Origin of the sequence: Citrobacter sp. C13 (assembly GCF_014596815.2) — a bacterium.
Taxonomy (GTDB): Bacteria; Pseudomonadota; Gammaproteobacteria; order Enterobacterales; family Enterobacteriaceae; genus Citrobacter; species Citrobacter portucalensis.
In genome coordinates this window covers 2,517,441-2,543,486 of record NZ_CP115024.1, presented here as the reverse complement: position 1 = coordinate 2,543,486, position 26,046 = coordinate 2,517,441, and the positions used below count along the sequence as shown (strand labels likewise).

At 50.6% G+C, this 26,046-nt stretch carries 23 protein-coding genes and 2 pseudogenes; 13 read left to right on the top strand and 12 right to left on the bottom strand.

Going from position 1 to position 26,046, the window contains the following annotated elements; genetic code table 11:
- Positions 1-28: 28 nt before the first annotated feature.
- Positions 29-724: a dethiobiotin synthase gene (gene bioD / locus IB222_RS12115; protein WP_020996409.1), complete on the top strand. Its 696-nt coding sequence runs from the start codon at positions 29-31 to the stop codon at positions 722-724.
- On the opposite strand, the gene clcB is transcribed toward bioD, so the two are convergent.
- The 5 genes and pseudogenes from clcB to IB222_RS12090 form a co-directional block, all read right to left on the bottom strand.
- Positions 680-1,969, bottom strand: coding sequence for a voltage-gated ClC-type chloride channel ClcB (gene clcB, locus IB222_RS12110; protein ID WP_032934569.1), 1,290 nt, complete (start codon positions 1,967-1,969; stop codon positions 680-682). The two genes, bioD and clcB, sit on opposite strands and share 45 nt — an antisense overlap.
- 119 nt (positions 1,970-2,088) lie before the next feature.
- Positions 2,089-2,703, bottom strand: coding sequence for a Tat proofreading chaperone DmsD (gene dmsD, locus IB222_RS12105; protein WP_149384287.1), 615 nt, complete (start codon positions 2,701-2,703; stop codon positions 2,089-2,091).
- A gap of 42 nt (positions 2,704-2,745) precedes the next feature.
- Positions 2,746-3,600, bottom strand: coding sequence for a dimethyl sulfoxide reductase anchor subunit family protein (locus IB222_RS12100; protein ID WP_149384286.1), 855 nt, complete (start codon positions 3,598-3,600; stop codon positions 2,746-2,748).
- Between the two features lies 1 nt (position 3,601).
- Positions 3,602-4,219, bottom strand: a complete 618-nt coding sequence (gene dmsB / locus IB222_RS12095; protein ID WP_008784727.1) for a dimethylsulfoxide reductase iron-sulfur subunit DmsB — start codon at positions 4,217-4,219, stop codon at positions 3,602-3,604.
- Between the two features lie 10 nt (positions 4,220-4,229).
- Positions 4,230-5,264, bottom strand: a pseudogene (locus IB222_RS12090) (molybdopterin dinucleotide binding domain-containing protein); the annotation flags it as partial.
- A gap of 57 nt (positions 5,265-5,321) precedes the next feature.
- Between IB222_RS12090 and IB222_RS12085 the strand changes: the two are divergent.
- The 5 genes from IB222_RS12085 to IB222_RS12065 all read left to right on the top strand — a co-directional run bounded on the left by IB222_RS12085 (position 5,322) and on the right by IB222_RS12065 (position 11,115).
- Positions 5,322-6,914 (top strand): site-specific integrase, encoded by a 1,593-nt coding sequence (locus IB222_RS12085; RefSeq protein ID WP_188055315.1) that lies wholly within the window; start codon positions 5,322-5,324, stop codon positions 6,912-6,914.
- Between the two features lie 13 nt (positions 6,915-6,927).
- Positions 6,928-7,536: a hypothetical protein gene (locus IB222_RS12080; RefSeq protein WP_188055312.1), complete on the top strand. Its 609-nt coding sequence runs from the start codon at positions 6,928-6,930 to the stop codon at positions 7,534-7,536.
- 993 nt (positions 7,537-8,529) lie between these two features.
- Positions 8,530-9,243 carry a hypothetical protein gene (locus IB222_RS12075; protein WP_149384284.1) on the top strand — a complete coding sequence of 238 codons (714 nt, stop codon included), beginning with the start codon at positions 8,530-8,532 and terminating at the stop codon, positions 9,241-9,243.
- A 296-nt stretch (positions 9,244-9,539) separates the two neighbouring features.
- On the top strand, positions 9,540-10,049 hold the full coding sequence (locus IB222_RS12070) for a hypothetical protein (protein WP_149384283.1): 510 nt from the start codon (positions 9,540-9,542) through the stop codon (positions 10,047-10,049).
- Between the two features lie 76 nt (positions 10,050-10,125).
- Positions 10,126-11,115, top strand: coding sequence for a hypothetical protein (locus tag IB222_RS12065; protein WP_149384282.1), 990 nt, complete (start codon positions 10,126-10,128; stop codon positions 11,113-11,115).
- 716 nt (positions 11,116-11,831) lie between these two features.
- Here the strand turns inward: IB222_RS12065 and IB222_RS12060 are convergent.
- Both IB222_RS12060 and IB222_RS12055 read right to left on the bottom strand, forming a co-directional pair.
- Positions 11,832-13,259 (bottom strand): annotated as a pseudogene (locus tag IB222_RS12060) (molybdopterin-dependent oxidoreductase); the annotation flags it as partial.
- A gap of 148 nt (positions 13,260-13,407) precedes the next feature.
- Positions 13,408-13,716, bottom strand: coding sequence for a DUF1161 domain-containing protein (locus IB222_RS12055; RefSeq protein ID WP_122973942.1), 309 nt, complete (start codon positions 13,714-13,716; stop codon positions 13,408-13,410).
- Between the two features lie 102 nt (positions 13,717-13,818).
- Between IB222_RS12055 and IB222_RS12050 the strand changes: the two genes are divergently transcribed.
- Positions 13,819-14,529 carry a YnfC family lipoprotein gene (locus tag IB222_RS12050; protein ID WP_149384280.1) on the top strand — a complete coding sequence of 237 codons (711 nt, stop codon included), beginning with the start codon at positions 13,819-13,821 and terminating at the stop codon, positions 14,527-14,529.
- A gap of 6 nt (positions 14,530-14,535) precedes the next feature.
- On the opposite strand, the gene speG is transcribed toward IB222_RS12050, so the two are convergent.
- Together speG and IB222_RS12040 are read right to left on the bottom strand one after the other, a co-directional pair.
- On the bottom strand, positions 14,536-15,096 hold the full coding sequence (gene speG / locus IB222_RS12045) for a spermidine N1-acetyltransferase (protein WP_003832900.1): 561 nt from the start codon (positions 15,094-15,096) through the stop codon (positions 14,536-14,538).
- Between the two features lie 35 nt (positions 15,097-15,131).
- Complete coding sequence (locus IB222_RS12040; protein WP_003832903.1) at positions 15,132-15,473, bottom strand: DUF1283 family protein; 342 nt, start codon at positions 15,471-15,473, stop codon at positions 15,132-15,134.
- A 153-nt stretch (positions 15,474-15,626) separates the two neighbouring features.
- On the opposite strand from IB222_RS12040, the gene IB222_RS12035 reads away from it, so the two are divergent.
- The 4 genes from IB222_RS12035 to IB222_RS12020 all read left to right on the top strand — a co-directional run bounded on the left by IB222_RS12035 (position 15,627) and on the right by IB222_RS12020 (position 20,298).
- Entirely contained in the window at positions 15,627-15,953 is a 327-nt protein-coding gene (locus IB222_RS12035; protein ID WP_003832904.1) for a YnfA family protein, read from the top strand.
- A 107-nt stretch (positions 15,954-16,060) separates the two neighbouring features.
- Complete coding sequence (gene rspA / locus IB222_RS12030) at positions 16,061-17,275, top strand: starvation-sensing protein RspA (RefSeq protein WP_003832907.1); 1,215 nt, start codon at positions 16,061-16,063, stop codon at positions 17,273-17,275.
- A gap of 60 nt (positions 17,276-17,335) precedes the next feature.
- Entirely contained in the window at positions 17,336-18,670 is a 1,335-nt protein-coding gene (locus IB222_RS12025; protein ID WP_063941577.1) for an MFS transporter, read from the top strand.
- A gap of 161 nt (positions 18,671-18,831) precedes the next feature.
- Positions 18,832-20,298: a mannitol dehydrogenase family protein gene (locus IB222_RS12020; RefSeq protein WP_149280924.1), complete on the top strand. Its 1,467-nt coding sequence runs from the start codon at positions 18,832-18,834 to the stop codon at positions 20,296-20,298.
- Between the two features lie 74 nt (positions 20,299-20,372).
- Here the strand turns inward: IB222_RS12020 and ydfZ are convergent, their stop codons facing one another.
- The 3 genes from ydfZ to ydfG form a co-directional block, all read right to left on the bottom strand.
- Complete coding sequence (gene ydfZ / locus IB222_RS12015; protein WP_003032393.1) at positions 20,373-20,576, bottom strand: putative selenium delivery protein YdfZ; 204 nt, start codon at positions 20,574-20,576, stop codon at positions 20,373-20,375.
- A gap of 191 nt (positions 20,577-20,767) precedes the next feature.
- Complete coding sequence (locus IB222_RS12010; protein WP_003032396.1) at positions 20,768-21,454, bottom strand: GntR family transcriptional regulator; 687 nt, start codon at positions 21,452-21,454, stop codon at positions 20,768-20,770.
- Positions 21,455-21,540: 86 nt separating this feature from the next.
- Entirely contained in the window at positions 21,541-22,287 is a 747-nt protein-coding gene (ydfG, locus tag IB222_RS12005) for a bifunctional NADP-dependent 3-hydroxy acid dehydrogenase/3-hydroxypropionate dehydrogenase YdfG (protein WP_020996406.1), read from the bottom strand.
- 137 nt (positions 22,288-22,424) lie between these two features.
- On the opposite strand from ydfG, the gene dcp reads away from it, so the two are divergent.
- Positions 22,425-24,470 (top strand): peptidyl-dipeptidase Dcp, encoded by a 2,046-nt coding sequence (gene dcp / locus IB222_RS12000; RefSeq protein WP_149384279.1) that lies wholly within the window; start codon positions 22,425-22,427, stop codon positions 24,468-24,470.
- Positions 24,471-25,000: 530 nt separating this feature from the next.
- The gene (locus tag IB222_RS11995; protein WP_003832923.1) at positions 25,001-25,927 is read left to right on the top strand and encodes a diguanylate cyclase; all 927 of its coding nucleotides are present in this window, start codon (positions 25,001-25,003) and stop codon (positions 25,925-25,927) included.
- The last annotated feature ends 119 nt before the right edge of the window (positions 25,928-26,046 follow it).

The following is a 26,046-nucleotide window of genomic DNA, read 5'->3' as shown; positions in this document are numbered from 1 at the left end:
TTTTCAAAGCATAACGGTGGAGTTAGTGATGCTGAAGCGTTTCTTTATTACAGGTACAGACACTTCTGTTGGGAAGACCGTGGTTTCCCGCGCATTACTACAAGCGTTAGCGTCAGGGGGTAAAAGCGTTGCAGGTTACAAACCTGTAGCCAAAGGCAGCAAAGAGACGCCTGAAGGTCTGCGCAACAAAGATGCACTGGTACTGCAAAGTGTGTCATCTATCGAGCTGCCCTATGAGGCGATTAACCCAATTGCGTTGAGCGAAGATGAAAGTAGCGTGGCGCATAGTGGTCCGGTCAATTACACCCTGTTATCCAACGGTCTCGCAAGCCTCAGCGAAAAAGTCGATCACGTTGTCGTGGAAGGCACCGGAGGCTGGCGGAGCTTGATGAACGATCTGCGTCCGTTATCGGAGTGGGTGGTGCAGGAACAACTGCCGGTGCTGATGGTAGTGGGTATCCAGGAAGGCTGTATTAATCATGCGATCCTCACCGCGCAGGCGATAGCCAGCGACGGACTGCCGTTGATTGGCTGGGTTGCGAATCGCATTAATCCTGGGCTGGCGCATTATGCGGAAATCATTGATGTGCTGGGTAAAAAATTACCTGCACCGCTGATCGGTGAACTGCCTTATCTGCCTCGTGCAGAGCAGCGTGAACTGTCGCAGTACATCCGCCTGTCAATGCTCGGCAGCGTGCTGTCGGTAGATAGAGTCGTGGCGTAACGTACGCGACAGCACCGACGCCAGGACACAGGCAATCAGTAATCCGGGGAGCAGGCGATACTCCCCGGTCATTTCACAAACCATCAACGTCGACATTATTGGTGCATGCGTGGTAGCCGCCAGCAGCGTGGCCATCCCCGTTAATCCCAGCAAAATGGCAATTTCATCCGAGCCCGGAAGCCATAATCCCCATACCTGACCCAGCAGCATGCCCACCGATAAGCCGACAAACAGCGTTGGCGTAAACACGCCACCCGGCGCACCGGATCCACTGCTGGCAAGCACCGCCAGTAATTTGCAGATAAAAATCCCGCTAACCACGGCCAGCAGCGGTGGCGAAAGTAAATATGACTGCACCACGCTGTAGCCATTACCCCAGACCGCTGGCGTGAGCAATGAAAGCAGGCCAACGATCAGCCCGCCAAGCGCCAGTTGCCACGGCGGCGAGAGTTTTAAGCGCAAAAATACATTATGGCTGGCAGTCATCAACCACATGAAGAGCGGTCCGCAGATGCCAGCAGCCAGACCGGTGCTGACAATCATAACGTATTCCAGAGCATGTAATTCCCGCGACAGGTGCACGGTATACAGCAGCGCATTGCTGTCGCTAAGCAGATTGGTGGTGAGTAATGCGACTACGGCGGATACCACTACCGGTCCCAGTGAGGCGAGGATCAGCGTGCCAAACAATACTTCGGCAATAAATAAACTGCCCGCCAGCGGGGCATGATAGGCTCCAGCCATACCTGCAGCGGCGCCGCAGGCAATCCATAACTTCCATTCTGTACGCGGGGTAAAGCGTTGAGCAAAGCAGGAGGCCGCCAGGGCCGCCAGTAAAATCATGGCACCTTCACGTCCGATGGCGCTCCCGCTGGCGACGACCAGTAACGATGCCAGCGATTTCACCAGACTTGCACTGACGTCAAATTGCCCGTCGGTTTGCAGGGCTTCCATATAATCAGTGGGAGCCTGTGGACGTAAACGGTTAAATTTTTGCCAGCCCCACAGTAGTAATCCCGCTGCCAGACCGCCGAGCGCAGGTGTCAGCATACGCCTTAAAGGCGAAAGGTTTGTCGCTGCGTTGACCAGACTCCCCGTGTTGTTGCTCAGAAACAACCATTCGAGAAGCAGCATGGCATGACGAAATCCTGCGACGGCCAGCGCAGCAAGGACGCCAATCAACGCGGCGATCAGCAGGCGGCGGAACATGGCACGCAGGTCAGGGTAAGCATGTAAATGATGCATGAGTGGCCAGACTGGAAAATTCAGACGCTCTATTTTGCGGCTATTAGGCAACAGAAGCAAAAGCTCAGCGTGCGCAACAGGATGCACCACAGGCAGGACGCATCCTACCTGTGACGAAATTAACGAAACAAAGGCTTATCGGCTACCGGGATCAGTAACTGTGATTGCCACTGTGCCAGCGTCAGACGCGCCAGCTCACCCAGCGCCTGGTAGAACGGGTGGTCGGCTTTTTCGATTAACACATTAAGGAAGCGCGATGACCATGGGAACAGATGCCAGGCCAGCAGTTGTTCGCACTCGGTGTGGCTTTCGTTCTCAGCAAGCCAGGCCGTCAGCAACAGCAGTGAACCAAAGTGATCTTCTGGCTCATTTTGCTGCATGGCAAACTGGATGCCGTTGTCCCGCATCCACTGACGCAAAGCCAGCGTGGAGTCGCCAAACAACACGTTTTCACGATCCAGCCAGACGGATCCCCAGGGCGGAGAAGGGAGCGCATAGGGGCCAACAAACAGACGTTGCCAGGCCTGTGGGAGAGACTCATCGGCCTCAGCCTGAAACTGTGCGACCAACGGCGAAAGCGTTGTCTTTTCAAGCGGCCACTGCGCCTGCCAGCCATCGGTTCTTAACGCACTGACCAGTGCCGAAGCTTCGGCACTGTCTGGGGCATAATAAAACAGCGCGCCGAGCACACGCGCTGCAGTAGAAAAGTTGTCTCGTTGTGAAAAATGGGTCATGCAAACAATCCTGAATAGTGCGGGTTGCCCCGCACCCGAAAGTTAACCTGCAACAGCCATTCCGACTGTGATATGTAAACCGTAAAACAATCCGCGGCCAATGATTTCACCGACAAGCACCAGAATTAACCCGAGCGCCAACCCGCCAACGGACGGTCCTTTGCGACGGATCAACGGACATATCCAGCAACCCAGACCCGCAGCCAGCAGCAGGACACGCCAGACCTGTAAACTGCCGTAGTCGGGAACCAGTGCGCTGGCATATTGTACCGAACTGTGGATCTCGCCGAGTGACAGTCCCTGCAGCACAATAACCACCACGGTCACCAGCAGGGCCAGCACGCTGATACCGGCGAATCTGGCGGCGTTAAAAGAAACACCTGCAGCACGCAGCAGCAGAGCGGCAAAAAGCGGTCCAGTGAGCAGCATCGTCATGAAAAATGCCAGTGTGGTATAGCCATTATACCAGGTTGGGACGGTGTCTATCTGGTAGACGTTGGTCATCGCAAAGACAAATACCAGGCCCAGCAGCATGCTCAATAGCAGCCAGATTTTACCTAACGCTGCGGGCATTTTACCGAGAAATGCCACCAGCCACCACAAGCCACCGACGGCGAAAAACAGTGAACCACTGGCGATTTCGTTACTCAGCGCCGATGCGCCAATTCTGTTCAGCGAGTTTAACGCGCGCAGCGGCGAACCTAAATGCATGACCGAGGCGAGAAAGGCGATACCCATCACCAGCCAGAGAAAAAACATACTGCGAACGATACGCTGTTTTACCAGCTCGTCTTTAGCGGTCAGCCAGCTGTAACCACTTACGATCAGCGCCCCTGCTACGCACTGGCCCAGCACCGTGAACAGTACCAGCGGCCATTCATGCCATCCATTTCCCATTTTACACCTCTTTTGGATTAGCCAGAAAACCCGTGGTATCCCCGGTCGGGCGGCAATTGGCGTTTGGTTTGATCACAATATTTGGTTTGGTGAAGTGCGCACCCGGCAGCGGGGCGACGGCAGCCAGTTCACCATGTTTTTTGCGCAGTTCGTCGATGGGGCCAAAATCCAGCGCACGCAGCGGACAGGACTCGACGCAGATGGGCTTTTTGCCGTCTGCCACGCGGTCATGACAGCCATCGCACTTGGTCATATGTCCTTTCGCAGCATTGTACTGTGGCGCACCGTATGGGCAGGCCATATGACAGTAGCGACAGCCAATGCAAACGTCTTCATCGACCACCACAAAACCATCCTCACGCTTATGCATAGCCCCACTAGGACAAACCTTGGTGCAGGCCGGATCCTCGCAGTGGTTACAGGAGATAGAGAGATAGTAGGCAAAAACGTTCTGGTGCCAGACGCCGTTGTCTTCCTGCCAGTCACCACCTGCGTATTCGTAAATCCGCCGGAAACTGACGTCAGGAGTGAGGTCTTTGTAGTCTTTGCAGGCCAGCTCGCAGGTTTTGCACCCGGTGCAACGACTGGAATCAATAAAAAATCCATACTGAGTTGTCATGGGTTAGTCCTTAAACCTTCTCGATCTCGACCAGATTAGTATGCTGTGGGTTGCCTTTTGCCAGCGGTGAAGGGCGCTGTGTTGTCAGCGTATTGACGCAGGCGCCATGGTCAATCTTGTCGCCGGCCATATCTGCATCGTGCCATGCACCCTGGCCCATTGCGCTGACGCCAGGCAGGATCCGTGGCGTCACTTTGGCCGGAATACGTACTTCCCCGCGATCGTTAAAGACCCGCACCATATCGCCATTTGCAATACCACGCTTTTGGGCATCGACGGGATTGATCCACACTTCCTGACGACAGGACGCCTGCAGAACATCGATATTGCCGTAGCTGGAGTGCGTACGGGATTTGTAATGAAAGCCAAACAACTGCAGCGGAAATGCGCTGCGTTTGGGATCGTCCCACCCTTCAAAAGTGGAGGCGTAGACGGGAAGCGGGCTAATTACTTCGTCCTTCTGCAATTCCCAGGTGCTGGCAATTTTTGCCAGTCGGCTGGAGTAAATTTCAATCTTTCCTGACGGAGTTTTTAGTGGATTTGCCTGCGGATCGTCGCGGAATTTTTTATAAGCGACAAAATGCCCGTTAGGATCTTTGCGTTTATAGATCCCCATTTTTTTCAGCTCGTCATAAGAAGGGAGCGCGGGGTCCTTGGCCAGCATTTTTGCATACAGATACTGGAGCCACTGTTCCTGAGTACGGCCTTCCGTAAACCGTTGATAGATATCATTGCCAAGGCGTTTGGCGACTTCGCTCATTATCCAGTAGATCGGTTTGCGTTCGAACTTCGGTGACGTCGCGGGTTGAATAAAAATGAGGTATCCCATGTTGCCTGCATAGTCGTTAGGAATGATGTCTTCCTGTTCGACGGTCATTAGGTCCGGCAGCAGAATATCGGCATATTTCGCCGAAGATGTCATGAAATTTTCGATGACCACTATCATTTCGCATTTCGTATCATCCTGAAGGATCTCATGCGTTTTATTGATATCTGAGTGCTGATTAGTAATGGTGTTGCCCGCGTAGTTCCAGATAGACTCCACTGTCAGACGGATGGACGGACTTGAAGTAGTTGACTCAACGCTACTTAAGGTCCTGATATGACTGACATTAACCATGACAATACTGTATATCCATCCAGTTCTTTCTCTGGGTCTCCCTATCTGTATCAGCAAGTCTACACCCCAAGTCCTGACACAAGGCTGACACAAATCAATCTACTCGGCGTAGCTAAGCCTCAGTTAGTCCGTAGAGCCAATGGTCGATATACTATCCGCTTCAGACTCAAGGGACAGACCACACCGTTTCTTTCAGTATCGACCCGCAGCACAAACAGGAGAGTAGCCACAATGCGTCAGAGAGAGCTTGCAGCCACAGCTAAGGCCTTCATGTTGGATAGACCTGAAGTCTCGCTACAGGAGCTTACAGAGCACCTCCGGTCTATGGCTGAGCAGTTCCTGACAGACGCTAGTGACGATTACTGGAATGGACTTGAGGTCGCTACTTTGGTCGACGAGAAGTCCAACCTGAAGGAGCTAGCCGCTACGCAAGCCTTAAGTCTGGACCAGCAGAAGGGCATAAGGTTAGCGCTTGAAGTCCTGACCGCAGCACAGCAGAGGGTAGACACTGGTGATACCTCTGGTCTGATTAAGCTGATTGATGATAATAACCATACTGATTACTCAACTATAGGCGACTCTACGTCAATTCTGAAGAATGAGCAGGGGGATAGACCAGTAGTTTTCACACAGGAGCGCCAACCTGAGGTCACTATCTGTAGTTTTTCTGAGCTAGTGTCCTCGCTGCTGGCTGAGAAGGTCCAGACCCTGAAGTCCTCCAGCTACAAGGACCTCTCGTCCTCACTGAATACCGTCTCCCGGTTCCTGCCTGAAGACATGGACCTGATGTCTCGCTCTGAGTGGCTGGCTGTCAGGGACGCTATGCTGGCTTCTGAGGTGAGACCGTCGACGATTAACAAGCTGCTGACTAAGGCGAAGATGTGTCTGGACTATGGCCTGATGAATGGGCAACTTGAGGGCCGCAACCCGATTGAGCGCATGAAGTTAACTAAGGATGTAGACTCCAAGCGTAGAGCATTCACTGACGAGGAGCTGGAGAGACTTCTTGTCCGGGTAGAGGCTGAGTATCAGTTCACGCGACACACCGCTCACACGACCTCTGAGGCTCGCAGATGGGCGACTCTGGTATCTGTGGTCACTGGAGCTAGGTCTGCTGAGGTCTGCCACCTGATTAAACGTGACATTGTAACGATTGATAAGATGGTCTGTATCGACATTAATGAAGATGGGGACGGGAAGTCCGTAAAGAACAAGCATTCAGTCCGACTTGTACCGCTGACCGATGGCGCTTATGGGTTTGACCTGACGTCCTTTCTGTCGTGGGTAGACGCTCAGCCTGATGATGGTCCTCTCTTCGGGATGACACCGAGCGCCTACTCTAGCTGGTTTAACTCTCGGGTCCTGACTGAGGCCCTGCCAGACGCCGATAACGTCTCGCTTCATAGTCTGAGGCATTGGCTGGCGACCCGTATGAAAGAGCGTGGTGTCAATCTGGTGGACGCTCAGGGCATCTTAGGTCATAGCTCGCAGTCAATCACTTACGACCTGTACGGGAAGGGGCACGCGGTTGGACGTCTGGCTGATGCGCTAAATCTGGCACTGGTAGGGATGTGAGTGGAGAATCGTAATGGTTAAAGAGTTTAAAGTCCGTAAAGAAAATAAGCCGTCATATGAATGTATGATTACTGCTGAAACCTGTTTGGGGTTAGCAGGTCTGGCGACCGAGGAGTGGGAGCGTGAGCACCATTATCGTACAGGTATCATATTCACTGCCTTTACTATTGAGGCTATGTTCATCTTCTATAGAAAACAGGTTGACCCCGGTTACGATAAGACGAAACCAGAGTGCAGAAAGACAATGCACAAGAAAACGTTAAAATTGTGCGGCTTTACTAATTATATGGGGACAAAACCTTATCAAATTATCAAAGAGTGTCTTGAGGTAAGAGATGCAATTGCTCACGGCGATTCGTACACTTCCAGCTATAATTTCTCAGCGGATCATTTGGATAACCAAGACGATATTGCAAGAGGTGTCTTGGCGGTAAACTCCGAACAATTCCGGGGATTAACTGCCGACCTCCTTAAGAAATACATTGAGATGGCAAAGCATATTGACCATGAGATTTATGATAACGGTTACAGGCCTTCTGAAGAGGACCTTCCGGCAGCCGAGCGTAGAAACCTGATGTTAGCTTTCGGGGTCAGTGGGGTGTCAATGTGGCCTAGCGTCTGAACGTAGGGGCTTAACTAGCATTTTAAGGATAGATATGGTTCTGCGAAATATTATAATTGATATAGTTTACAAGGGTTACAATTAGCGGGCATTATACCTCACTATAGGGAAGGGGACTAAACTATCACTATAGGGGACCCCTAGCCCTCGACCCATACACACATTCATTTAGTCTCAGGCTTCCGGTAGCGGACCGATTGGAAACCATCCGCATACGCCTAGTGTTAAATCACCTTTGTCTGAGACCATTCCCTTTAACGTAGGTTATCTTCCCTTTTGACAGGCGGGGAGCAGAAGACCACATCCGACTTTAAGTTGGCTCTGTGATAATCGCTGCGCGGATAACTGAAGAACCAAGACACCATTGCTGAGGTCTGCCATCCATTTGTGGACAGGCGGAAACTCAAAGAGGTTAGACCAGTGGTGGTGTCTGAGGTTGGAACTTTGAGTCTGACCAGCAGGCTTGAGGAGACCATGAGTTTATCTTGTTATGGATTGTGTTATCACAATTCCAATAAGAAGAACTTTAAGTCCAGCCTCCAGTCCTGTCAGCCCGAAGTAAACTATGGTCGCTATGATGTGGTCTCCACGCTTCGGGTCTCACTGGAAGTACTGAACACTTTCGCGTCAAGTTCTCCGAAGTTCATTCCTGTTTGACTAAACTATCACTATAGGGACCATATCTCGCCTCTGACCTCCTGAGAGACGGCAAGCGAGAAACCGTGGTCCACGCTAGCAAGCTAGCCACCAGCCTAAGGCAAGACAACCTCTGGTCAGCCTGTGTGTTCTTTGGTCTCGTGACTTAAGTCTATCACCACACACGCTCGGACATGCTGTCGAACCTTCATCTCTATGGTCATCGCAGACCACTAACCCCAATTACCTCAAGTCATTCTGTTTGCGTCCTGTTGCCTGCTGGTCTCCCTTTACGTGGGGGCTTGAGTAGGTCAGTAGGGTGCGACTTCAGGGTGCAAACAAAAGGAGTACACGTAAATGTCTCAACAAGTAGTCATCTTTAACAATGAATTCTCTATGTCTTCCTATGAGTTCCTGACGACTGTTATCAATCCTGCTCGTTCAGAAGCTGGCGAGGCTCCGGTCCGTAATGACCAATTCTTAGCCCGTGTCCGCGATGAGCTGGACGATTGCAAAACTTTTGCGACCGCTCTGATTACACCTACAGGTGGTGGTCGTCAGATGGAATCAATCACGCTGACCGGAGACCAATTGTTACTGGTCGGTATGCGCGAGTCTAAAGCTGTGCGTCGCAAAGTCCTTGACTACATCCGACGAATTGAGAAGGACAAGCAATTACTGGAAGACCAGAAGACGCGAGCAGCCACTCAGTCCGCTAACCGTCGAGGCGTGACTTGGGGCGACTACTGCAAAACCTATGGTCTACCCGCTCAGAAGCTAATGTCCGCACTTCTTCAGCATCGTGGCCTCTTTCGTAAGAACCCTATCAGTAACGAGTGGTCTGTAAATCCGAAGTATTCCGACTGCTTTCGTATCATTAAGCCGTCAGACCAGAAGTTCTCAGCGGGTGGTTATAACTTTCGCTTCAACGCTAAGGGATTGGAGGTCTTCGGTAAGCCTGCGATAGTCGATAAACTGCGAGGCATCCTTATTGCCTTCACTGGCACCGACCAGCAGAAGCAAGAGCACCTCCTGAAGCAGGCCCAATCCGGCAAGCTGGAGGGACTCTAAGATGATTGACCCGCGCACACCTGAGGGTCGCATGACTCTCCGTTACCGTGGTTATCGGACTGAAGTCATCCTGAAGGAGCTTGGTCTAGACCCGGAAGATGAGACCCGCCAGCACCAATCACGAGACGAGCTAATAGCCCAACTGGTCGCTATGAAACTGCCGCCTAACCGTTAGCAGCTCACCTGCTCAATACCTAATTTTAAACCTTTTGAGATGACCGATGCGGGGAGACGCCGCAGGACTAAACACGCCTGTGGTCGACCGATAGTCTCAACCCTCAAGGGGAGTAATTACTATGTCTAGCAAAGCTAGTGCGTTATTCAATAACCAAGACTGGAAACTGTCAGTCACCGACATCAATCTCTATGAAAATACTGTGAGTCTGGACGGTCAGTCCTATCCGCTGTCGCTCGCTATCAAGACCCTCATTCCGGGCTACCTGTCAGGCCTGCCGTCTACCAGCCGTGAGTCTATGGAGTTACTGGAAGCTCTGGCTGAAGCTGGCGTAGCTATTGGTAACTTCTTCAGTAATGACCTGATGATCGCCTACCAACGTCGCCAGCAGAACAAGCGAGCCGAGGCTGAGCGTATCGCTAAAGAGCAGCGCATTCAGGCTGAGCGTATGCGTGAAGAGAACATGACCGATGCAGAGTGGCAGAAAGAGCTACAGCGCCGCGAACAGGTCAAAGCTGAACGCCGGACCTATGGTGAGAACCTGCGCAGTGCTACCCATTCCGCTGGTCGCTCCCGTGCCGCTATCGTCGCTGACATTGAGTCAGGCGGTAACTGGATGGACAGCCTCTAAGACACAGACACACAAGTGGTCCTGACCCGATGTCGGGACCCACAGTATCTAAAACTAATTTAGGAGATTGATTATTATGACCATGATTAAAGATAGCTATCAGTTCGGCATTGAGCCAGTACGTATCACCGACACCGACAACATTCAGGTTAACGAAGGTCTGCCAACTAACGCTGACCCACAGGTCTATGCCCTCCAGTTAGCTAAGACGGTTAAGGCTATGCTGAACGGTGTACTTAAAGACGCTCAGGATAACATTCCGTTCCCTGTAGAAGTCCTGCCTACCCGCAATAGCCTGCCTACCCCAATCATCGCCCACACTCTGGCTGACCGCTCTGTGGTCGTTCCTGTCCGTGGTGGTAAGCGACCTGAAGTCGTGACCGTTCCGTCTGGACAAGAAATCGTGGTCGAACCAATCGAGCAGGCTATTCTCATCTCTGAGCAGACCAAGCTCTGGGACGCCAAGTCATCCACCGGATTCACTCAGGGCACACTCCAGCAGGACGCTATGAACATCTGTGAGAATGTGGTCCGTACCATCAACGCTCGCATGGTTGACGTTCTGGAGTCCTCCAAGCTGCTGAAGACCGTAGAGCTGCCAGTCCTGACTGGAAGCCTGACCACTAAGGCAGACGCTATCATGGACGCTCTGTTTGAGAACACCGAGTCCTCTTTCGGCTCTGAAGTGTCTGATTACGGCATCATCGCCCATGAGTCCCAACTGAAAGCGCTGTCCCGTCTGGCTGCTAAACAGGGCTTCTCTGGTGAAGACGCTATCGTGGATATGCTGGGTACCGACATCGCGTATTACAACGGTGAGGACAAAGGTGTGTTCATGCTGGCTAAACGCTTCACGGCCCTGAGCTTCGGCTGCTTCCGTCACGACGGTGAGAATATTACGGTCGTCCTTTCACGTGATGGCGACTCTCAGTCCCACGACTTGGAAATCCTCGGTAAAGTGTTCGTTGTCGCTGAAGCTGCTACGACCATCAAGATGGGCACTGGCTCAGCTACTGCCGTCCTGCCTGTAGTCAAACGCCTGAAGTTCACCAAGACCGAAGCGTAAGACCAATGGGTAAGAGCATTAGTAAAGGCTTCAGGTCCATCGCCAAGGGCCTGACAGGTGGTGGTGGGACTCAAGGTGGGGCTTCGGTCCCGCCTCCTGTAGCTCCTCCTGTAGCTCCTCCAGATGACGCTCAGCAAGCTGTAGTCGATACCCAAGGTCAGGAGACCGAGGGAGGTAAGACCAATGGGTAAGAGGTAAGTCTGGACTGAATATCAGCAGGACTTCAGGTGGTGGCCTGTCACTGTGATTAACTAACTACGGTCTGGACTAATGGTCTGGGCCTTATTACTGGTATGGTAGTATACAGGCGAAGGAGGAGCCAATGTCTATGACTTCCGCAGACCTAAGGTCCCTCCTGACTCTGGTCTATAAACTCGTGTTCCTCTCTGTGGGCCTCTATATGGTCCTCTCCGGTCGACTCGGTGTAAATGTATTCGACACTCTGCCTAAGGCTGTGGGTGGGCTTCTGGGGGCTTAGGTTTGGACTCACAGTGGGACCGATGGTTTCTGACAGAAAAATGTGAATGACCATCTAATACATTAAGCCAGCAGACTTCCCCCCATAGGCCCACCTCAAGTCCAGACCGAGGCCACCGGGGGTCCTGACCAGCCGTCTAGACATCCCGTCTAATGACACAAGTCTGGCACAAAGAATGACACAAGGTCTTGACTCAATGCAGGACCTCAGGCCTACTAAGGGTCCGCTTCAAGTCCTTGAAGTTCCAGATAAATTTAATCGGTACATCAAGCTTATCTTTACCGCGCACGCCATCGCGGGTTGCGGTCATTTCCGGACCCCGGGCGATGGCGTCGGTCCAGCTAAAGCAGGATATCTGGGTCTTGATGGGATTATCCGGCAGCGGCATGCGTTCAATCGTGATGGTGTAGGTTGATTCTCGCGCACCGCTATTGCCGCCGTTGATGCCAACGTTGCCGGTCAGGATTGGCAGCATTGCGATCGCGCGCGAAGTCAGTTCGCCGTTAGCCTGACGTTGTGGACCCCAACCCTGACAAATATACGCCGGTTTTGTACTACCGATTTCCCGTGCCAGTTTAATGATGCGCTCGGCCGGGATCCCTGTGACATGCGAGGCCCATTGGGGCGTTTTAGCGACACCGTCATCGCCATTGCCAAGTATATAGGCCTTGTAATGTCCGTTAGCGGGAGCGTCAGAGGGTAGGGTTTTCTCGTCATAACCGACGCAATATGTGTCGAGGAACGCCTGGTCGACGAGATCTTCGTTAATCAGGACCCAGGCGATTCCCGCCACCAGTGCGGCATCGGTTCCCGGACGGATAGGGATCCACTCATCTTCACGACCCGCAGCGGTATCGGTATAACGCGGGTCGATGACGATCATGCGGGCGTTAGAACGCTCCCGGGCCTGCTCAAGGAAGTATGTTATGCCACCGCCGCTCATGCGCGTTTCGGCAGGGTTATTGCCGAACATCACCACCAGCTTCGTGTTTTCAATGTCGGAGGTACTGTTGCCGTCATTTGAGCCGTAGGTGTAAGGCATTGCCGCCGCGATTTGTGCGGTACTGTAGGTGCCGTAATGGCTCAGGAATCCGCCATAGCAGTTCATCAGGCGAGCAACCAGCGAGGCATAAGGGGAGGAGCGAGTAATGTTGCCGCCGACAATGCCAGAGGTGTAGTTGATATACACGGCCTCATTACCGTATTTCTGTACGGTATTTTTTAAACTGGTGCTGATGGTATCCAGTGCTTCCTGCCAGGTTATGCGTTCGAATTTACCCTCACCGCGTTTGCCCACGCGCTTCATAGGATAATTGAGGCGATCCGGATGATTGATCCGTCGACGGATTGAGCGTCCACGCAAACAGGCGCGCACCTGGTGCTGACCATAAATATCGTCTCCGGTCGTATCAGACTCCACCCATACGACTTCGTCATCTTTGACGTGGAGTTGCAGGGCACAACGACTTCCGCAGTTCACGGAACAAGCACCCCAAACCACTTTCTCTTCAGCCGGTTGTATCACCTGTTGTACCGCAGCAGCAGCTGCGGTGCGCATCCCAAAAGGTAACGATAACCCGCCAGCGGCAAGCGCCAACGAACCTATAGCCGAGGATTTCACTAACATCCTGCGGCTAATACCTCCATATTGCTCAGTATCAGACATAACTCACTCCATTATAGTTATCGCTATATATTAATCTCTATAGCGAAATTAATAGCATGCTAATAATGGAGTGAGTTTACCCATTTATGAGTATGGCATTTTAATGCATATCAAACTGGAGTAACCCTCCGCATACGGAGGGTATGATTTATTGCGGTTCGGCGACGTGCCCGTCCTGTGCAGGCGAGCTATTGGCAGGGGCGTTTCCACTGTTAGTCCGGGTGTAGAGAATTTTGTGCGTATCGTTTGCACAATGTCCTACCACCAGTGAATCAGGTTGATCGGCCTGATCGTTGGGGACAATGTTCAGCGTAAAGCTGGACTCTGCGACGCCATTATTGATGATGCGCTGCTCGATATCGCTTTTCACGCGTTCACATGACGCAGGTGCCGCCAGAACCTGTGGGGATGCAACTGCCAGTAAGATCGTGGCAATTCCTGTTACGTATTTCATCATCAGCTCCTTTATGATCGACATAGACTAAGATTAGCATTTCTGGTGTAAATAACTGTATTTGCTAATATGATTGAGAATTATCTTCTTATCCCGGTGAAAAATGTGAAGAAACAGACCCTGTTAGGTTTCCTGTGTGTCGTGCTGGTTGGGTGTGATAATGCCAAAGGGCTGGTTTCCTTTACGCCGGAAATGGCCAGTTTTTCCAATGAATTTGATTTCGATCCGCTGCGCGGGCCGGTGAAAGATTTCAGTCAGACGCTGCTTAATGATAAAGGTGAGGTCACTAAGCGCGTTGTTGGTACGCTGTCACAGGAAGGGTGTTTCGATACGCTTGAACTGCACGATATTGAAAACAATACCGGTATGGCGCTGGTCCTGGATGCAAACTACTACCGGGATGCCGAAACGCTGGAAAAACGGATCCGTTTACAGGGCAAATGCCAACTGGCGGAACTGCCAGCGGCAGGAGTGGTGTGGGATACCGACGATAACGGTTTTGTCGTTTCTGCCACGGGGAAAGAGATGAAGGTGCAGTATCGATATGATGCGGAAGGCTACCCGCTGGGTAAAACAACCGTCAATAAGGACAATACCTTACAGGTTGATGCCAAACCGTCGGTCGACCCGTTGAAGAAGCTGGATTACACCGCGGTGAGTCTGCTCAACAATCATCCGTTAGGCAATGTAAAACAAACGTGCAAATACGATGAATACGCAAATCCGGTCAACTGCCAGCTCGTTATCGTTGACGAGAGCGTGAAGCCGGCAGTTGAACATCATTACTCGATTGAAAACACTATCGATTACTACTAATCGCCTTTACTGAGCGGTAGGTTGCAACAGGTTAGGGCCTGCCGTTTTGTGTTCTGCCAGATACTGCTGCTGGAAGATGCACATGCGGATAGTGTTGCGGTATTGGCCGTTGATAAAGAATTCATGAATCAGCTCACCTTCCACCATAAAACCGAGTTTACGGTAAATGTGGATAGCCTTTTCGTTCTCTTTATCGACGATCAGATACAACTTATAGAGGTTGAGCACGGTAAAGCCGTAATCCATCGCAAGCTTAGCCGCCCGTGAGGCCAGACCCTTCCCCTGATATTCCGGCGAAATAATGATCTGAAATTCGGCCCGGCGGTGCACATGGTTAATTTCAACCAGCTCCACCAGCCCGGCTTTTTCACCGTCGCACTCCACCACGAAGCGACGTTCGCTTTGGTCGTGGATATGTTTGTCATACAGGTCTGACAGCTCAACAAACGCTTCGTAAGGTTCTTCAAACCAGTAACGCATTACGCTGGCATTATTATCAAGCTGATGGACGAATCGTAAATCTTCACGCTCCAGCGGGCGCAACTTAACACTGAGGGCGCTAGTCATATCGTATCCTTTCAATATCCTTCAAAGTGCAATGATTATGGAGCAACGGTGCGGCCAGTACGGCGGTCAAGGCAGCGCAGGGTGTTAGGTTCCCAGTACGCATTAATATTAGCGCTCTGCTCGCACTTATCACGACTATCGAAGGCAGCGTCGGTTTTGTCCCACTCCTTCTCTGCACGTTTGTTGACTTTCTGGCGAAGCTGGCGCGTATCGTTCCATTGTTCCTTTTCCATTGCGGCTTGTTGACGACTTTGCGCACTGTCTCCGGATTCAATGATCAGTTTACTGGTTTCAGCAAATGCGGAAGAGGTGTACACAGCCGCAGCCAGCGTCAGCATAGCCGTCAGGCACAGGCGTTTGGTCAGTGTAATTTTCATGGTGAATTCCTTTTATGGGAAAGGGTAAAAACGATAAAACAGGGTTAAATTCTACACTATTCCAGTTTGCGGGCATACCCACCCGGTAGATATGGATACGCTAACGAGATTCTGTCGTATCATGGTTAAACCGAAGGTAACTGAATAACATCAATGCTTAAGACCACATTTCTTTTTTTCGTCACCGCGTTATGCGAAATCATTGGCTGCTTTTTACCCTGGCTCTGGCTTAAGCGAGGGGCTACAGCCTGGTTGCTGATACCCGCCGGGGTATCACTGGCTGTATTCGTCTGGTTGCTGACGTTGCATCCGGCAGCCAGCGGGCGTGTATACGCAGCCTATGGCGGTGTTTACGTGGTGACCGCGCTGCTATGGCTACGCATTGTCGATGGTGTAAAACTCAGTTTATATGACTGGTCTGGCGCGCTGGTGGCATTGTGCGGCATGTTGATCATTGTGGCTGGATGGGGGCGCGCATAGCGCCTTTTTTGTGATCAAACAGCGTTTTTTTGATCTTTATACTTGTATGGTAGTAGCTCAGTTGAGTAAGTTTCCTGCATCACAAGAACAGATGTAGGGAATAAGAAATGAAGATTGTTGGGGCTGAAGTGTTTGTCACCTGTCCTGGGCGTAATTTTGTAACGTTGAAAATTACGACAGAAGATGGGATCACCGGGCTGGGAGATGCCACGTTAAATGGACGCGAGCTGTCCGTGGCGTCGTATCTGAAAGATCACGTGTGTCCGCAGCTTATTGGTCGCGATGCGCATCGTATTGAGGACATCTGGCAGTTTTTCTACAAAGGTGCGTACTGGCGTCGTGGTCCGGTCACCATGTCGGCGATTTCTGCGGTGGATATGGCTCTCTGGGACATCAAAGCGAAAGCGGCGAATATGCCGTTGTACCAGTTGCTCGGCGGTGCTTCTCGTGAAGGGGTTATGGTCTACTGTCACACCACAGGCCATACCGTTGATGACGTACTCGAAGATTATGCGCGTCATAAAGAAATGGGCTTTAAAGCTATTCGCGTGCAGTGCGGCGTGCCGGGTATGAAAACCACTTACGGTATGTCTAAAGGCAAAGGACTGGCCTACGAACCCGCCACCAAAGGGCAATGGCCGGAAGAGCAGTTGTGGTCAACGGAGAAATACCTGGATTTCACACCAAAATTGTTTGCTGCCGTGCGTGACAAGTTTGGTTTCAACGAACATCTCCTGCACGATATGCACCACCGCCTGACGCCAATTGAAGCGGCCCGTTTTGGCAAAAGCATTGAACAGTACCGTTTGTTCTGGATGGAAGACCCAACGCCAGCTGAAAACCAGGAGTGCTTCCGCCTGATCCGCCAGCATACGGTCACGCCGATTGCGGTAGGGGAAGTGTTCAACAGTATCTGGGACTGTAAACAGCTTATTGAAGAACAACTGATCGACTATATCCGCACCACCATCACCCATGCGGGTGGTATCACCGGTATGCGCCGGATTGCCGATTTCGCGTCGCTGTATCAGGTTCGTACCGGTTCACATGGACCTTCCGATCTGTCGCCTGTGTGCATGGCCGCCGCGCTGCATTTTGATCTGTGGGTGCCGAACTTCGGCGTACAGGAATATATGGGCTATTCCGAGCAAATGCTGGAAGTGTTCCCACATAACTGGACCTTTGATAACGGCTATATGCACCCAGGAGACAAACCTGGTCTTGGGATCGAGTTTGACGAAAAACTGGCGGCGAAATATCCGTATGACCCTGCATATCTGCCCGTTGCTCGCCTGGAAGATGGCACGCTGTGGAACTGGTAAATATAAATTTTACGTACGAAAGATGTTGATTAACCCAATACCCTACAGAAGGTTAAACTTATGGTTAGTTCAGTCGATATTAAAGATAACGTAGATAATAAGCCCATTATTCGCCGAGTGGCTTCAGCATCCGCAATTGGTACAGCAGCTGAGTATTATGATTTTTTTGCATACGGGACAGCTGCTGTACTCTTTTTTGGTCATTTATTTTTCCCAAGTGATGATCCGTTAATAAGTACTCTCGCTGCTTTTGCAACCTATGCTGTTGGTTTCCTCGCAAGACCATTAGGAGGAATTGTCTTTGGTCATATTGGCGATAAGGTTGGGCGTAAAAAAGCACTGGTTATTACCATATTAATTGTAGGTTTGGGGACGTTTTGTATCGGGTTATTACCTACATATGAGAAAATTGGTGTCTGGGCTCCAGCTTTACTTATTTTTATTCGTGTATTACAGGGATTTGGTGTTGGAGGAGAGCAAGCCGGTGCAGTACTGATGACTGCTGAATATTCTGAACCCAAAAATCGTGGATTTTTTTCCAGTTGGGTTCAAATTGGTGCCCCGGTTGGTTTTCTTCTGCCGTTAGCACTCTTTGCGCTGTTAAATGCCACACTTTCTCCAGAGGCAATGATGGATTACGGGTGGCGTATACCGTTCCTTTTGAGTCTGTTACTGGTTATTGTAGGGCTGTTTATCCGCTTAAAAATTGATGAGTCACCGGTCTTTGCTCAGATTAGGGAGACAAAAGCAGAAGAATCACGTCCATTAGTTGAAGTTATCCGCGATTTTCCTGGCATTGTTGTCAAGGGGGTCTGTGCGAAACTAATTGAAGCTTGCACATTTGCAATGTTCACAGTGATTGTTTTGGCTTACGGTAAGGCAAACAATCTTGATGCTAATATTTTGATGGAGACAATGATCGTTGCGGTCATAATAGAAATCATTGCAATACCGTTGATGGGGTCGCTATGCGATAAAATTGGACGTAAACCAGTTTATATTATCGGCGCGTTGCTGCAGGTCGTTATGATTATTCCTTTCTTTCTTGCGATTAATCAGGATAGTTTTTGGCTTACACAAATAGTAATGATCCTGGTTCTGAGTATTGGGCATAGTATGTGCTACGCACCTCAGGCCTCTTATTTTCCAGAGCTTTTCCCAACTCATATTCGCTGTAGCGGAATAGCATTAATTTGGCAACTGGGGTCGCTAATAGGCAGCGGGATTCTTGGCTTAGTAGCAGTAAAAATTCTGCAAGTAACAGGTGGACATTACTATGGACTTGCAACCTATGTGATTGTGCTTGGAGTTATTTCAATTATTGGTTTGTTGATGATGCCGGAAACTGCACCGCAAAGACTTAAACGTGAATATCAGCAGTGGCAGAAACACTAATATCGATTGGCGGCAGTATGCCGCCAAACTCACCGATTTTGGTTCATAACTCAATAAATGATGTCATACCAATCATAAAAAGCTTAATGCAAATCAAAACATACAACCATACAGGCGTTACTCTGGAACAGTCCTGATTTCATTTATAAGTAGGCCATACCATGCAAAATAAGCTCTTAGCGGCAAAGGCTGCACTTCCTGACTACGATCGTTCAAAACTGGTTCCGCGTATTGTTCATCTGGGGTTTGGCGCGTTTCACCGCGCACATCAGGGTGTTTACGCAGACATTCTGGCCGCCGATCACGGCAGTGACTGGGGCTACTGCGAAGTGAACCTGATTGGCGGCGAGCAGCAGATTTTCGATCTGAAACAGCAAGATAATCTGTATACCGTTGCAGAGATGTCTGCTGATGCCTGGACCGCGAGAGTCGTGGGCGTGGTGAAAAACGCATTGCATGCGCAGGTTGATGGTCTGGAAAGCGTACTGGCAGCGATGTGTGAACCTCAGGTCGCGATCGTTTCCCTGACCATCACCGAGAAAGGATACTGCCATTCTCCGGCGACCGGCCAACTGATGTTAGACAATCCAATGATTGCAGCCGATCTGCAAAACCCCAAACAGCCTAAAACTGCGCCGGGTGTGGTGGTTGAAGCCCTGGCTCGTCGCAAAGCTGCGGGTTTAGCCGCCTTTACCGTGATGTCCTGCGATAACATGCCAGAAAACGGTCATGTGATGCGCAATGTTGTCACTGCATATGCCCGAGCGGTGGATATGGAACTGGCCGCGTGGATCGAACAACATGTGACATTCCCATCAACCATGGTTGACCGCATTGTCCCGGCGGTTACGCAGGAGACGCTGGACAAAATTGAACATATCACCGGTGTACGCGACCCGGCAGGCGTGGCATGCGAACCGTTCCGCCAGTGGGTAATTGAAGATAACTTTGTTGCCGGCCGTCCTGAATGGGAAAAGGCCGGGGCGGAACTGGTGGCTGATGTCATTCCGTTTGAAGAGATGAAACTGCGTATGCTCAACGGCAGCCACTCTTTCCTTGCGTATCTTGGGTATCTGGCGGGATATCAACATATTAACGATTGCATGGGTGATGAAAACTATCGTCTTGCTGCACGTGCGCTGATGTTGCAGGAACAAGCACCTACGCTGAAAGTAAAAGGTGTTGACCTACAGCGCTACGCCGATCTGTTAATTGAACGCTACAGCAATCCGGCGCTGCGTCATCGTACCTGGCAGATCGCCATGGACGGTAGCCAAAAACTGCCGCAGCGTATGCTTGATTCCATTCGTTGGCACATTGTGCACGGTAGTGACTTTGCGCTGCTGGCACTGGGTGTCGCTGGTTGGATGCGTTACGTCGGTGGTGTGGATGAACAGGGCCAGGCGATTGAAATTAGCGATCCACTGTTGCCGGTGATCCAGAATGCGGTGCGTAGCAGCAACGAGGGCGAAGAGCGCGTTCAGGCGCTGCTGGCAATCGATGCTATTTTTGGCCGTGAACTGCCACAGGTTGAACTGTTCAATCGGCAGGTCACACAAGCGTATCTTACTTTACTGGCTGAAGGGGCGAAGGCGACGGTTGCGAAGTATGCAGCAAAACTGAAGTAACGAAGATTATGCTTTATGTCGCCATCTGGCTTGCAACGGCCAGATGGCGCTGTGTTTTCTGGCATTCACACCAATTAGTTCATGCCTAAACGAATCAGCTCGAGGGGGGCGTATTTGCCTTCACATCCTTCGATTTCCACTGTTTTCCCGCGGCGGATCTGCTCAGCGGTCAGGCCATCGGTATCTATCGCTGTAATGCGGCCTGTGAGTCCGGTGTCGCTGATCATGACGCGGCTGCCAGTGGTGATTGCGTTACGGTTACGATCGTATGTTTTCATGGTGTTTTCTCCTTTCCAACTTACCGTCAAAGCCCGTGGGCTTTTAGTCCCACGTAACGGGCGCAATATAAATACGCTTCTCGTTAATGATTTTTTTTGTTTTCGATCAAAATCACAGCTTTTTTTATGCAGTTATGCGGGAGAGGGGAAAACGCAGGAGAAACTCACCCCGGAGTGAGGTGAGCGTAGTATTAATCTTCGCTGAACCAGTCGCTATTTTCCTGACGAATAAGCTGAACGGACTCACCGATTTCCTGGAGATGGAGCATCATTGCGCGCTCGACCGCATCGCCATCATGCTTCTCAAGGGCGGCAAAAATATCGTGATGCTGGCGTAGCAGCATTTCAGGCGGGGAAATATGATCCAGGCTCATATAACGAACTCGGTCAATTGTTGCCTTAATATTCTCGACGGTATCCCAGGCGAGTTGGCACTCGGCGATTAAAGCCAGTTTCTGATGAAACTCATCATCAAGCTGGAAGAAATCATTGATTTGTTTTCGGTCAATTGCGATGCGCTGCTGATGCAAATTCTGTTCAAGCTGATAGCACTGCTGATCGTTGATCAGCGATGCGGCGCGGCGTACCACGGCACATTCAATCGCCTGGCGGACAAAACAACCATTTTGCACCTGCGACAGCGAAATCTTGTTCACGTAGCTGCCACGCTGCGGGCGGATCTGAATCAGGCCGTTTTCTGCCAGTTTGATGAATGCTTCTCGTACCGGTTGGCGTGACACATTAAAGCGTACGGAAACCTCTTTCTCCGACAGCGGTGTACCGGGTGCAATCAGACAATGCACGATATCACGGCGAAGAATACGGTAAATCTGTTGATTTACTGGCTGTGTAGGGTTGAGCTGCGTTTCTACGGTCATTCATTCTTACTTTTTAGAGAGTTAACCCGGATATTTTATCACTTCTTTCAGGCTATCTATACCCGGCGCAAGGCCGGGCAGAGAAATTAGCTTCGGTGGATACTCAGCCCGGCAAAAGACTGTGTGACAGGCATCATTTCAAGGGTGTTGATATTGACATGAGCCGGTAAAGAAGCCACCCACCATACCGCTTCTGTAACATCTTGCGGAGTCAGCGCCGTGGTATTTTCGTAGGCTTTTTCAGCTTTGGCGTCATCACCTTTGAAACGGACATTAGAGAATTCCGTACCGCCAACCAGACCCGGCTCGATGTCGGTAACGCGAATTGCAGTGCCGTGTAAATCAGTACGTAAATTCAGGCTAAACTGGCGAACAAACGCTTTAGTCGCACCGTAGACGTTACCGCCAGCGTATGGCCAACTGCCCGCGGTAGAACCGATATTGATAATATGACCGCGGTTGCGTTCAACCATACCAGGCAGAACGGCACGGGTCATATAAACCAGCCCCTTGTTGTTGGTGTCGATCATATTCTCCCAGTCTTCAATGCTGGCCTTGTGAGCAGGCTCAAGGCCCAGCGCCAGACCTGCGTTGTTGACCAGAACATCAATATTGCGCCATTCTGCGGGTAAGGCGTCCATCATCTCTTCAATCGATGCACGATTACGTACGTCCAGTTGCGCGGTATAGAGGCGGTCACCCAATTCCTCTTTCAGTTCCTGCAGGCGCTCCTGGCGGCGTCCGGTGGCAATAACTTTATGCCCATTCTCAATAAAACGACGCGTAATGCACTCACCAAAACCTGCGGTTGCTCCGGTTACTAAAACGATCATCTCACTGTTCCTCAACGCTTTTTATGTCGTACTACCATAGCACGTCATTTCCGTTCAGAGCTATTCCTGCGTAACGCGATTGCGGTTGATTCCCGGGAAGTCTACTCTGCTAAACAAATCGTTTTCAGGAGTGGAAGATGTCGTTAACGAATCCCTTTTTACACCACAGCACATTGCCGTATCAGGCCCCGCAGTTTGATCAGATAGAGGTGCAGCACTATCGCCCAGCGTTCGATGAAGGCGTGCGGCAAAAACGTGCAGAGATCGAGGCGATTGTGCAAAACCCGCAGGCCCCTGATTTTGCCAATACGTTGCTGGCGCTTGAACAAAGCGGCACGCTGCTCACACGTGTAACCAGCGTTTTCTTCGCGATGACGGCGGCACACACCAACGATGAACTACAGCGCCTTGACGAAGAATTTTCCGCTGAACTGGCGAGCCTTGCCAATGATATTTATCTCAATGGCGCGCTTTTTTCGCGCGTTGAAGCGGTCTGGCAACAGCGAGGTTCGCTGGGGCTGGATAACGAATCATTACGCTTGCTGGAGGTCATCCACCAGCGTTTTGTATTAGCCGGCGCGCGTCTGAATGAGGTCGATAAAGCAAACCTTAAAGCGCTCAATACAGAGTCCGCCACGTTGACCAGCCAGTTTAATCAACGGCTGCTGGCGGCGAACAAGTCCGGTGCTCTGGTGGTGGATGATGCACGTTACCTGGACGGACTTAGCGCAGAGGAAATTGCTGTTGCCGCCGAAGCTGCAAAGGAGAAAGGGCTTGAAGCGCGTTGGGTTATCCCGCTATTGAATACGACTCAGCAACCGGCGCTTGCGGGGTTACGCGATCGCCAGACCCGTGAGAATCTGTTCAACCGCGCATGGACGAGAGCAGAAAACAATGACGCTAACGATACTCGGGCGATTATTCAGCGACTGGTCGAGATCCGGATGCAGCAGGCGAAACTACTCGGTTTTGCCAATTACGCTGCATGGAAAATTGCCGATCAGATGGCAAAAACACCGGAGGCGGCACTGAATTTCATGCGGGCGATTGTTCCCGCTGCGCGAGCCAGGGCATTGGATGAACAGGCCGAAATCCAGAATGTTATCAATCACGAACAGGGGCAATTTAACGTCGAGGCCTGGGACTGGGCATTTTATGCCGAGCAGGTTCGTCGTGAGAAATATGCTCTTGATGAGGCGCAGCTCAAACCTTACTTTGCCCTTGATACGGTGCTGAACGAGGGCGTTTTCTGGACAGCTAATCAACTCTTTGGCATAAAATTTATAGAACGGTTCGACATTCCTGTTTATCACCCGGATGTTCGGGTATGGGAAATATTCGATCACGATGGCGTAGGGCTGGCGTTATTTTACGGCGATTTCTTTGCCCGGGAATCGAAAAGCGGTGGTGCCTGGATGGGTAATTTTGTTGAGCAATCGCAACTCAATGAAACCCGGCCGGTTATTTACAACGTGTGTAATTATCAAAAACCGGCAAGGGGTCAGCCTGCATTGTTATTGTGGGATGATGTTATTACGTTATTTCATGAGTTTGGGCACACGTTGCACGGCCTGTTTGCCACTCAGCGTTATGCCACACTTTCAGGAACCAATACTCCGCGGGATTTTGTTGAGTTTCCTTCGCAGATCAACGAACACTGGGCGAGTCATCCGCAGGTCTTTGCTCGTTTTGCTCGTCATGTTGATACCGGGGAGCAAATGCCGCAGGCGTTGCGGGATAAGATGCAGCGGGCCAGCCTGTTTAACAAAGGTTACGACATGACCGAACTGCTCAGTGCCGCATTGTTGGATATGCGTTGGCACAGTCTGGAAAATAGCGCGTTATCTCTTTCGGTTGATCAATTTGAACAGCAGGCGCTGGCAGCAGAAGGTTTGGAACTCAAGGCTGTGCCGCCTCGTTATCGTAGCAGCTATTTTGCCCATATCTTCGGCGGCGGTTATGCCGCAGGTTATTACGCCTATTTGTGGACGCAAATGCTGGCCGATGATGGCTATCAGTGGTTTGTAGAGCAGGGCGGATTAACTCGTGAAAACGGGCAAAAGTTCCGTGAAGCTATTTTGTCCCGCGGTAACAGTACTGATTTAGCTGAACTCTATCACCAGTGGAGCGGGCGCGATCCCCGAAGGGAGCCGATGCTGGAACATCGTGGTTTGAGCGCGTAAGGTTTGTTCAGAGGGGGAAAGTCCTCAATTCAGCTTAGCTAAACATAATGACGCCGATAAATTCATCATTGTGCTGAAAAGGGAATTACGCTGTAGGCCGGATAAGCGAAGCGCCATCCGCTGCTTGTAACAGATTGCCGGATGGCGGCGTAAACGCCTTATCCGGCCTACTGCTCACTATCGTTTCGTGCATCCCCAACCGGGTGTAACGCCCGGTTTTTATATTACCTAAGAAATAACCTTGCAATTTAGGTCTCTAACCGGAAAAAGATAGCTATAAAAAGCTTAAAGCATACACATCAGCTTTCTTAGCGGTTTTTATCTATCCGCGAAAATAAAAGGCTCAATGACCGTGTTCAATTTGAGTCTGGTATGAACTGAGTGATGTACGCTATGCCGCGACCAGTGGCATAGCGCAATGCTATTGTTAATCGCAGCTTATTAATTACTATTAAAAAATTTACATAAATTTTCTTTTTTATCGTTAAGATAATTCCATCAGAAACGCTCGAACAGGGAGAGAGAACGTGATGATGAGAAATACGAAGGAAATAGATACAATTTTGATTGAGTTGAACAAGTCCATTGATGCCCACTACAAATGGCTGGTAAAGATGTTCCGCTGCGTGGTGTCTTCAGATGTAACACAGCCTGATATTATGGGTGAAAACTCGCATTTTGTTTGTCGATTTGGACTGTGGCTTAATAATCAATCGCGGTACAATGAGGATGATTGTAGTTACGTGAGCAAGATAAGTGCCACTCACGAAAAGATGCATTTATTAGGCAAGGAGTTGCTATTGGCTATAGTGGAGAAACGTAGCCATTCATGGCATTTCGACAGTTTCCAGGACGCGCTTCTGGCATTTACCTCATCTGTAATGGACTACAAAATATATTTATTGAGTATCCGCAGTAATATCGATGTATTAACAGGTTTACCTGGCAGAAGAATGCTCGATGAGTCTTTTGATCGGCAGTTGCTCGACGCCGAACCGCTTAATCTCTATATATTGTTGTTGGATATCGATCGTTTTAAATACGTTAACGATACATACGGTCATCTGGTCGGTGACGTGGTATTGCGCGCTCTGGCATCAAATTTATTGTCATGGACGCGATATGATGAGGCGGCGTACCGCTACGGTGGAGAAGAGTTCATTATCATCATCAGAACAAAAACGGACGAGCAGGCATGCCTGGCGGGTTTGCGACTTTGTCGTCTGATTGGTCAGAAAAAAATTCCCTACGCTGATGGAGAGATCGGTATCACGGTGACGGCAGGCATAACCCGGGTTCAACAGGGTGAAACGCTGGATACCGCGCTTGGTCGGGCCGACAGGGCGATGTATCAGGGGAAACAGACTGGCAGGAATCGCTGCATGTTTATGGATGAAAATGAGCGGATCGCGTTGGTGGACACCAATGACGGAACCTCGTATCCCCTCAGTGCGTGAGTTTTCGAAAAACGTTTTGAGGTAGTTGCGTTTCGTTTAACTTTCATTGGGGTTGTCGATGATAGGTTAGCTGACTATCCGTTATCTTCGCAGGGAATTGCCAGATAGCGTATAAAAGC

Bases quoted from the DNA above. Each gene is read 5' to 3' on its own strand.
- IB222_RS12020 (WP_149280924.1), top strand. From the start codon at position 18,832: ATGCAAAATAAGCTCTTAGCGGCAAAGGCTGCACTTCCTGACTACGAT.
- IB222_RS12070 (WP_149384283.1), top strand. From the start codon at position 9,540: ATGTCTAGCAAAGCTAGTGCGTTATTCAATAACCAAGACTGGAAACTG.
- IB222_RS12080 (WP_188055312.1), top strand. From the start codon at position 6,928: ATGGTTAAAGAGTTTAAAGTCCGTAAAGAAAATAAGCCGTCATATGAA.
- clcB (WP_032934569.1), bottom strand. From the start codon at position 1,969: ATGCATCATTTACATGCTTACCCTGACCTGCGTGCCATGTTCCGCCGC.
- bioD (WP_020996409.1), top strand. From the start codon at position 29: ATGCTGAAGCGTTTCTTTATTACAGGTACAGACACTTCTGTTGGGAAG.
- IB222_RS12035 (WP_003832904.1), top strand. From the start codon at position 15,627: ATGCTTAAGACCACATTTCTTTTTTTCGTCACCGCGTTATGCGAAATC.
- IB222_RS12085 (WP_188055315.1), top strand. From the start codon at position 5,322: ATGACTGACATTAACCATGACAATACTGTATATCCATCCAGTTCTTTC.
- speG (WP_003832900.1), bottom strand. From the start codon at position 15,096: ATGACTAGCGCCCTCAGTGTTAAGTTGCGCCCGCTGGAGCGTGAAGAT.
- IB222_RS12075 (WP_149384284.1), top strand. From the start codon at position 8,530: ATGTCTCAACAAGTAGTCATCTTTAACAATGAATTCTCTATGTCTTCC.
- dcp (WP_149384279.1), top strand. From the start codon at position 22,425: ATGTCGTTAACGAATCCCTTTTTACACCACAGCACATTGCCGTATCAG.
- IB222_RS12055 (WP_122973942.1), bottom strand. From the start codon at position 13,716: ATGATGAAATACGTAACAGGAATTGCCACGATCTTACTGGCAGTTGCA.
- ydfG (WP_020996406.1), bottom strand. From the start codon at position 22,287: ATGATCGTTTTAGTAACCGGAGCAACCGCAGGTTTTGGTGAGTGCATT.
- IB222_RS11995 (WP_003832923.1), top strand. From the start codon at position 25,001: ATGATGAGAAATACGAAGGAAATAGATACAATTTTGATTGAGTTGAAC.
- IB222_RS12010 (WP_003032396.1), bottom strand. From the start codon at position 21,454: ATGACCGTAGAAACGCAGCTCAACCCTACACAGCCAGTAAATCAACAG.
- dmsB (WP_008784727.1), bottom strand. From the start codon at position 4,219: ATGACAACTCAGTATGGATTTTTTATTGATTCCAGTCGTTGCACCGGG.
- IB222_RS12025 (WP_063941577.1), top strand. From the start codon at position 17,336: ATGGTTAGTTCAGTCGATATTAAAGATAACGTAGATAATAAGCCCATT.
- IB222_RS12040 (WP_003832903.1), bottom strand. From the start codon at position 15,473: ATGAAAATTACACTGACCAAACGCCTGTGCCTGACGGCTATGCTGACG.
- ydfZ (WP_003032393.1), bottom strand. From the start codon at position 20,576: ATGAAAACATACGATCGTAACCGTAACGCAATCACCACTGGCAGCCGC.
- rspA (WP_003832907.1), top strand. From the start codon at position 16,061: ATGAAGATTGTTGGGGCTGAAGTGTTTGTCACCTGTCCTGGGCGTAAT.
- IB222_RS12100 (WP_149384286.1), bottom strand. From the start codon at position 3,600: ATGGGAAATGGATGGCATGAATGGCCGCTGGTACTGTTCACGGTGCTG.
- dmsD (WP_149384287.1), bottom strand. From the start codon at position 2,703: ATGACCCATTTTTCACAACGAGACAACTTTTCTACTGCAGCGCGTGTG.
- IB222_RS12065 (WP_149384282.1), top strand. From the start codon at position 10,126: ATGACCATGATTAAAGATAGCTATCAGTTCGGCATTGAGCCAGTACGT.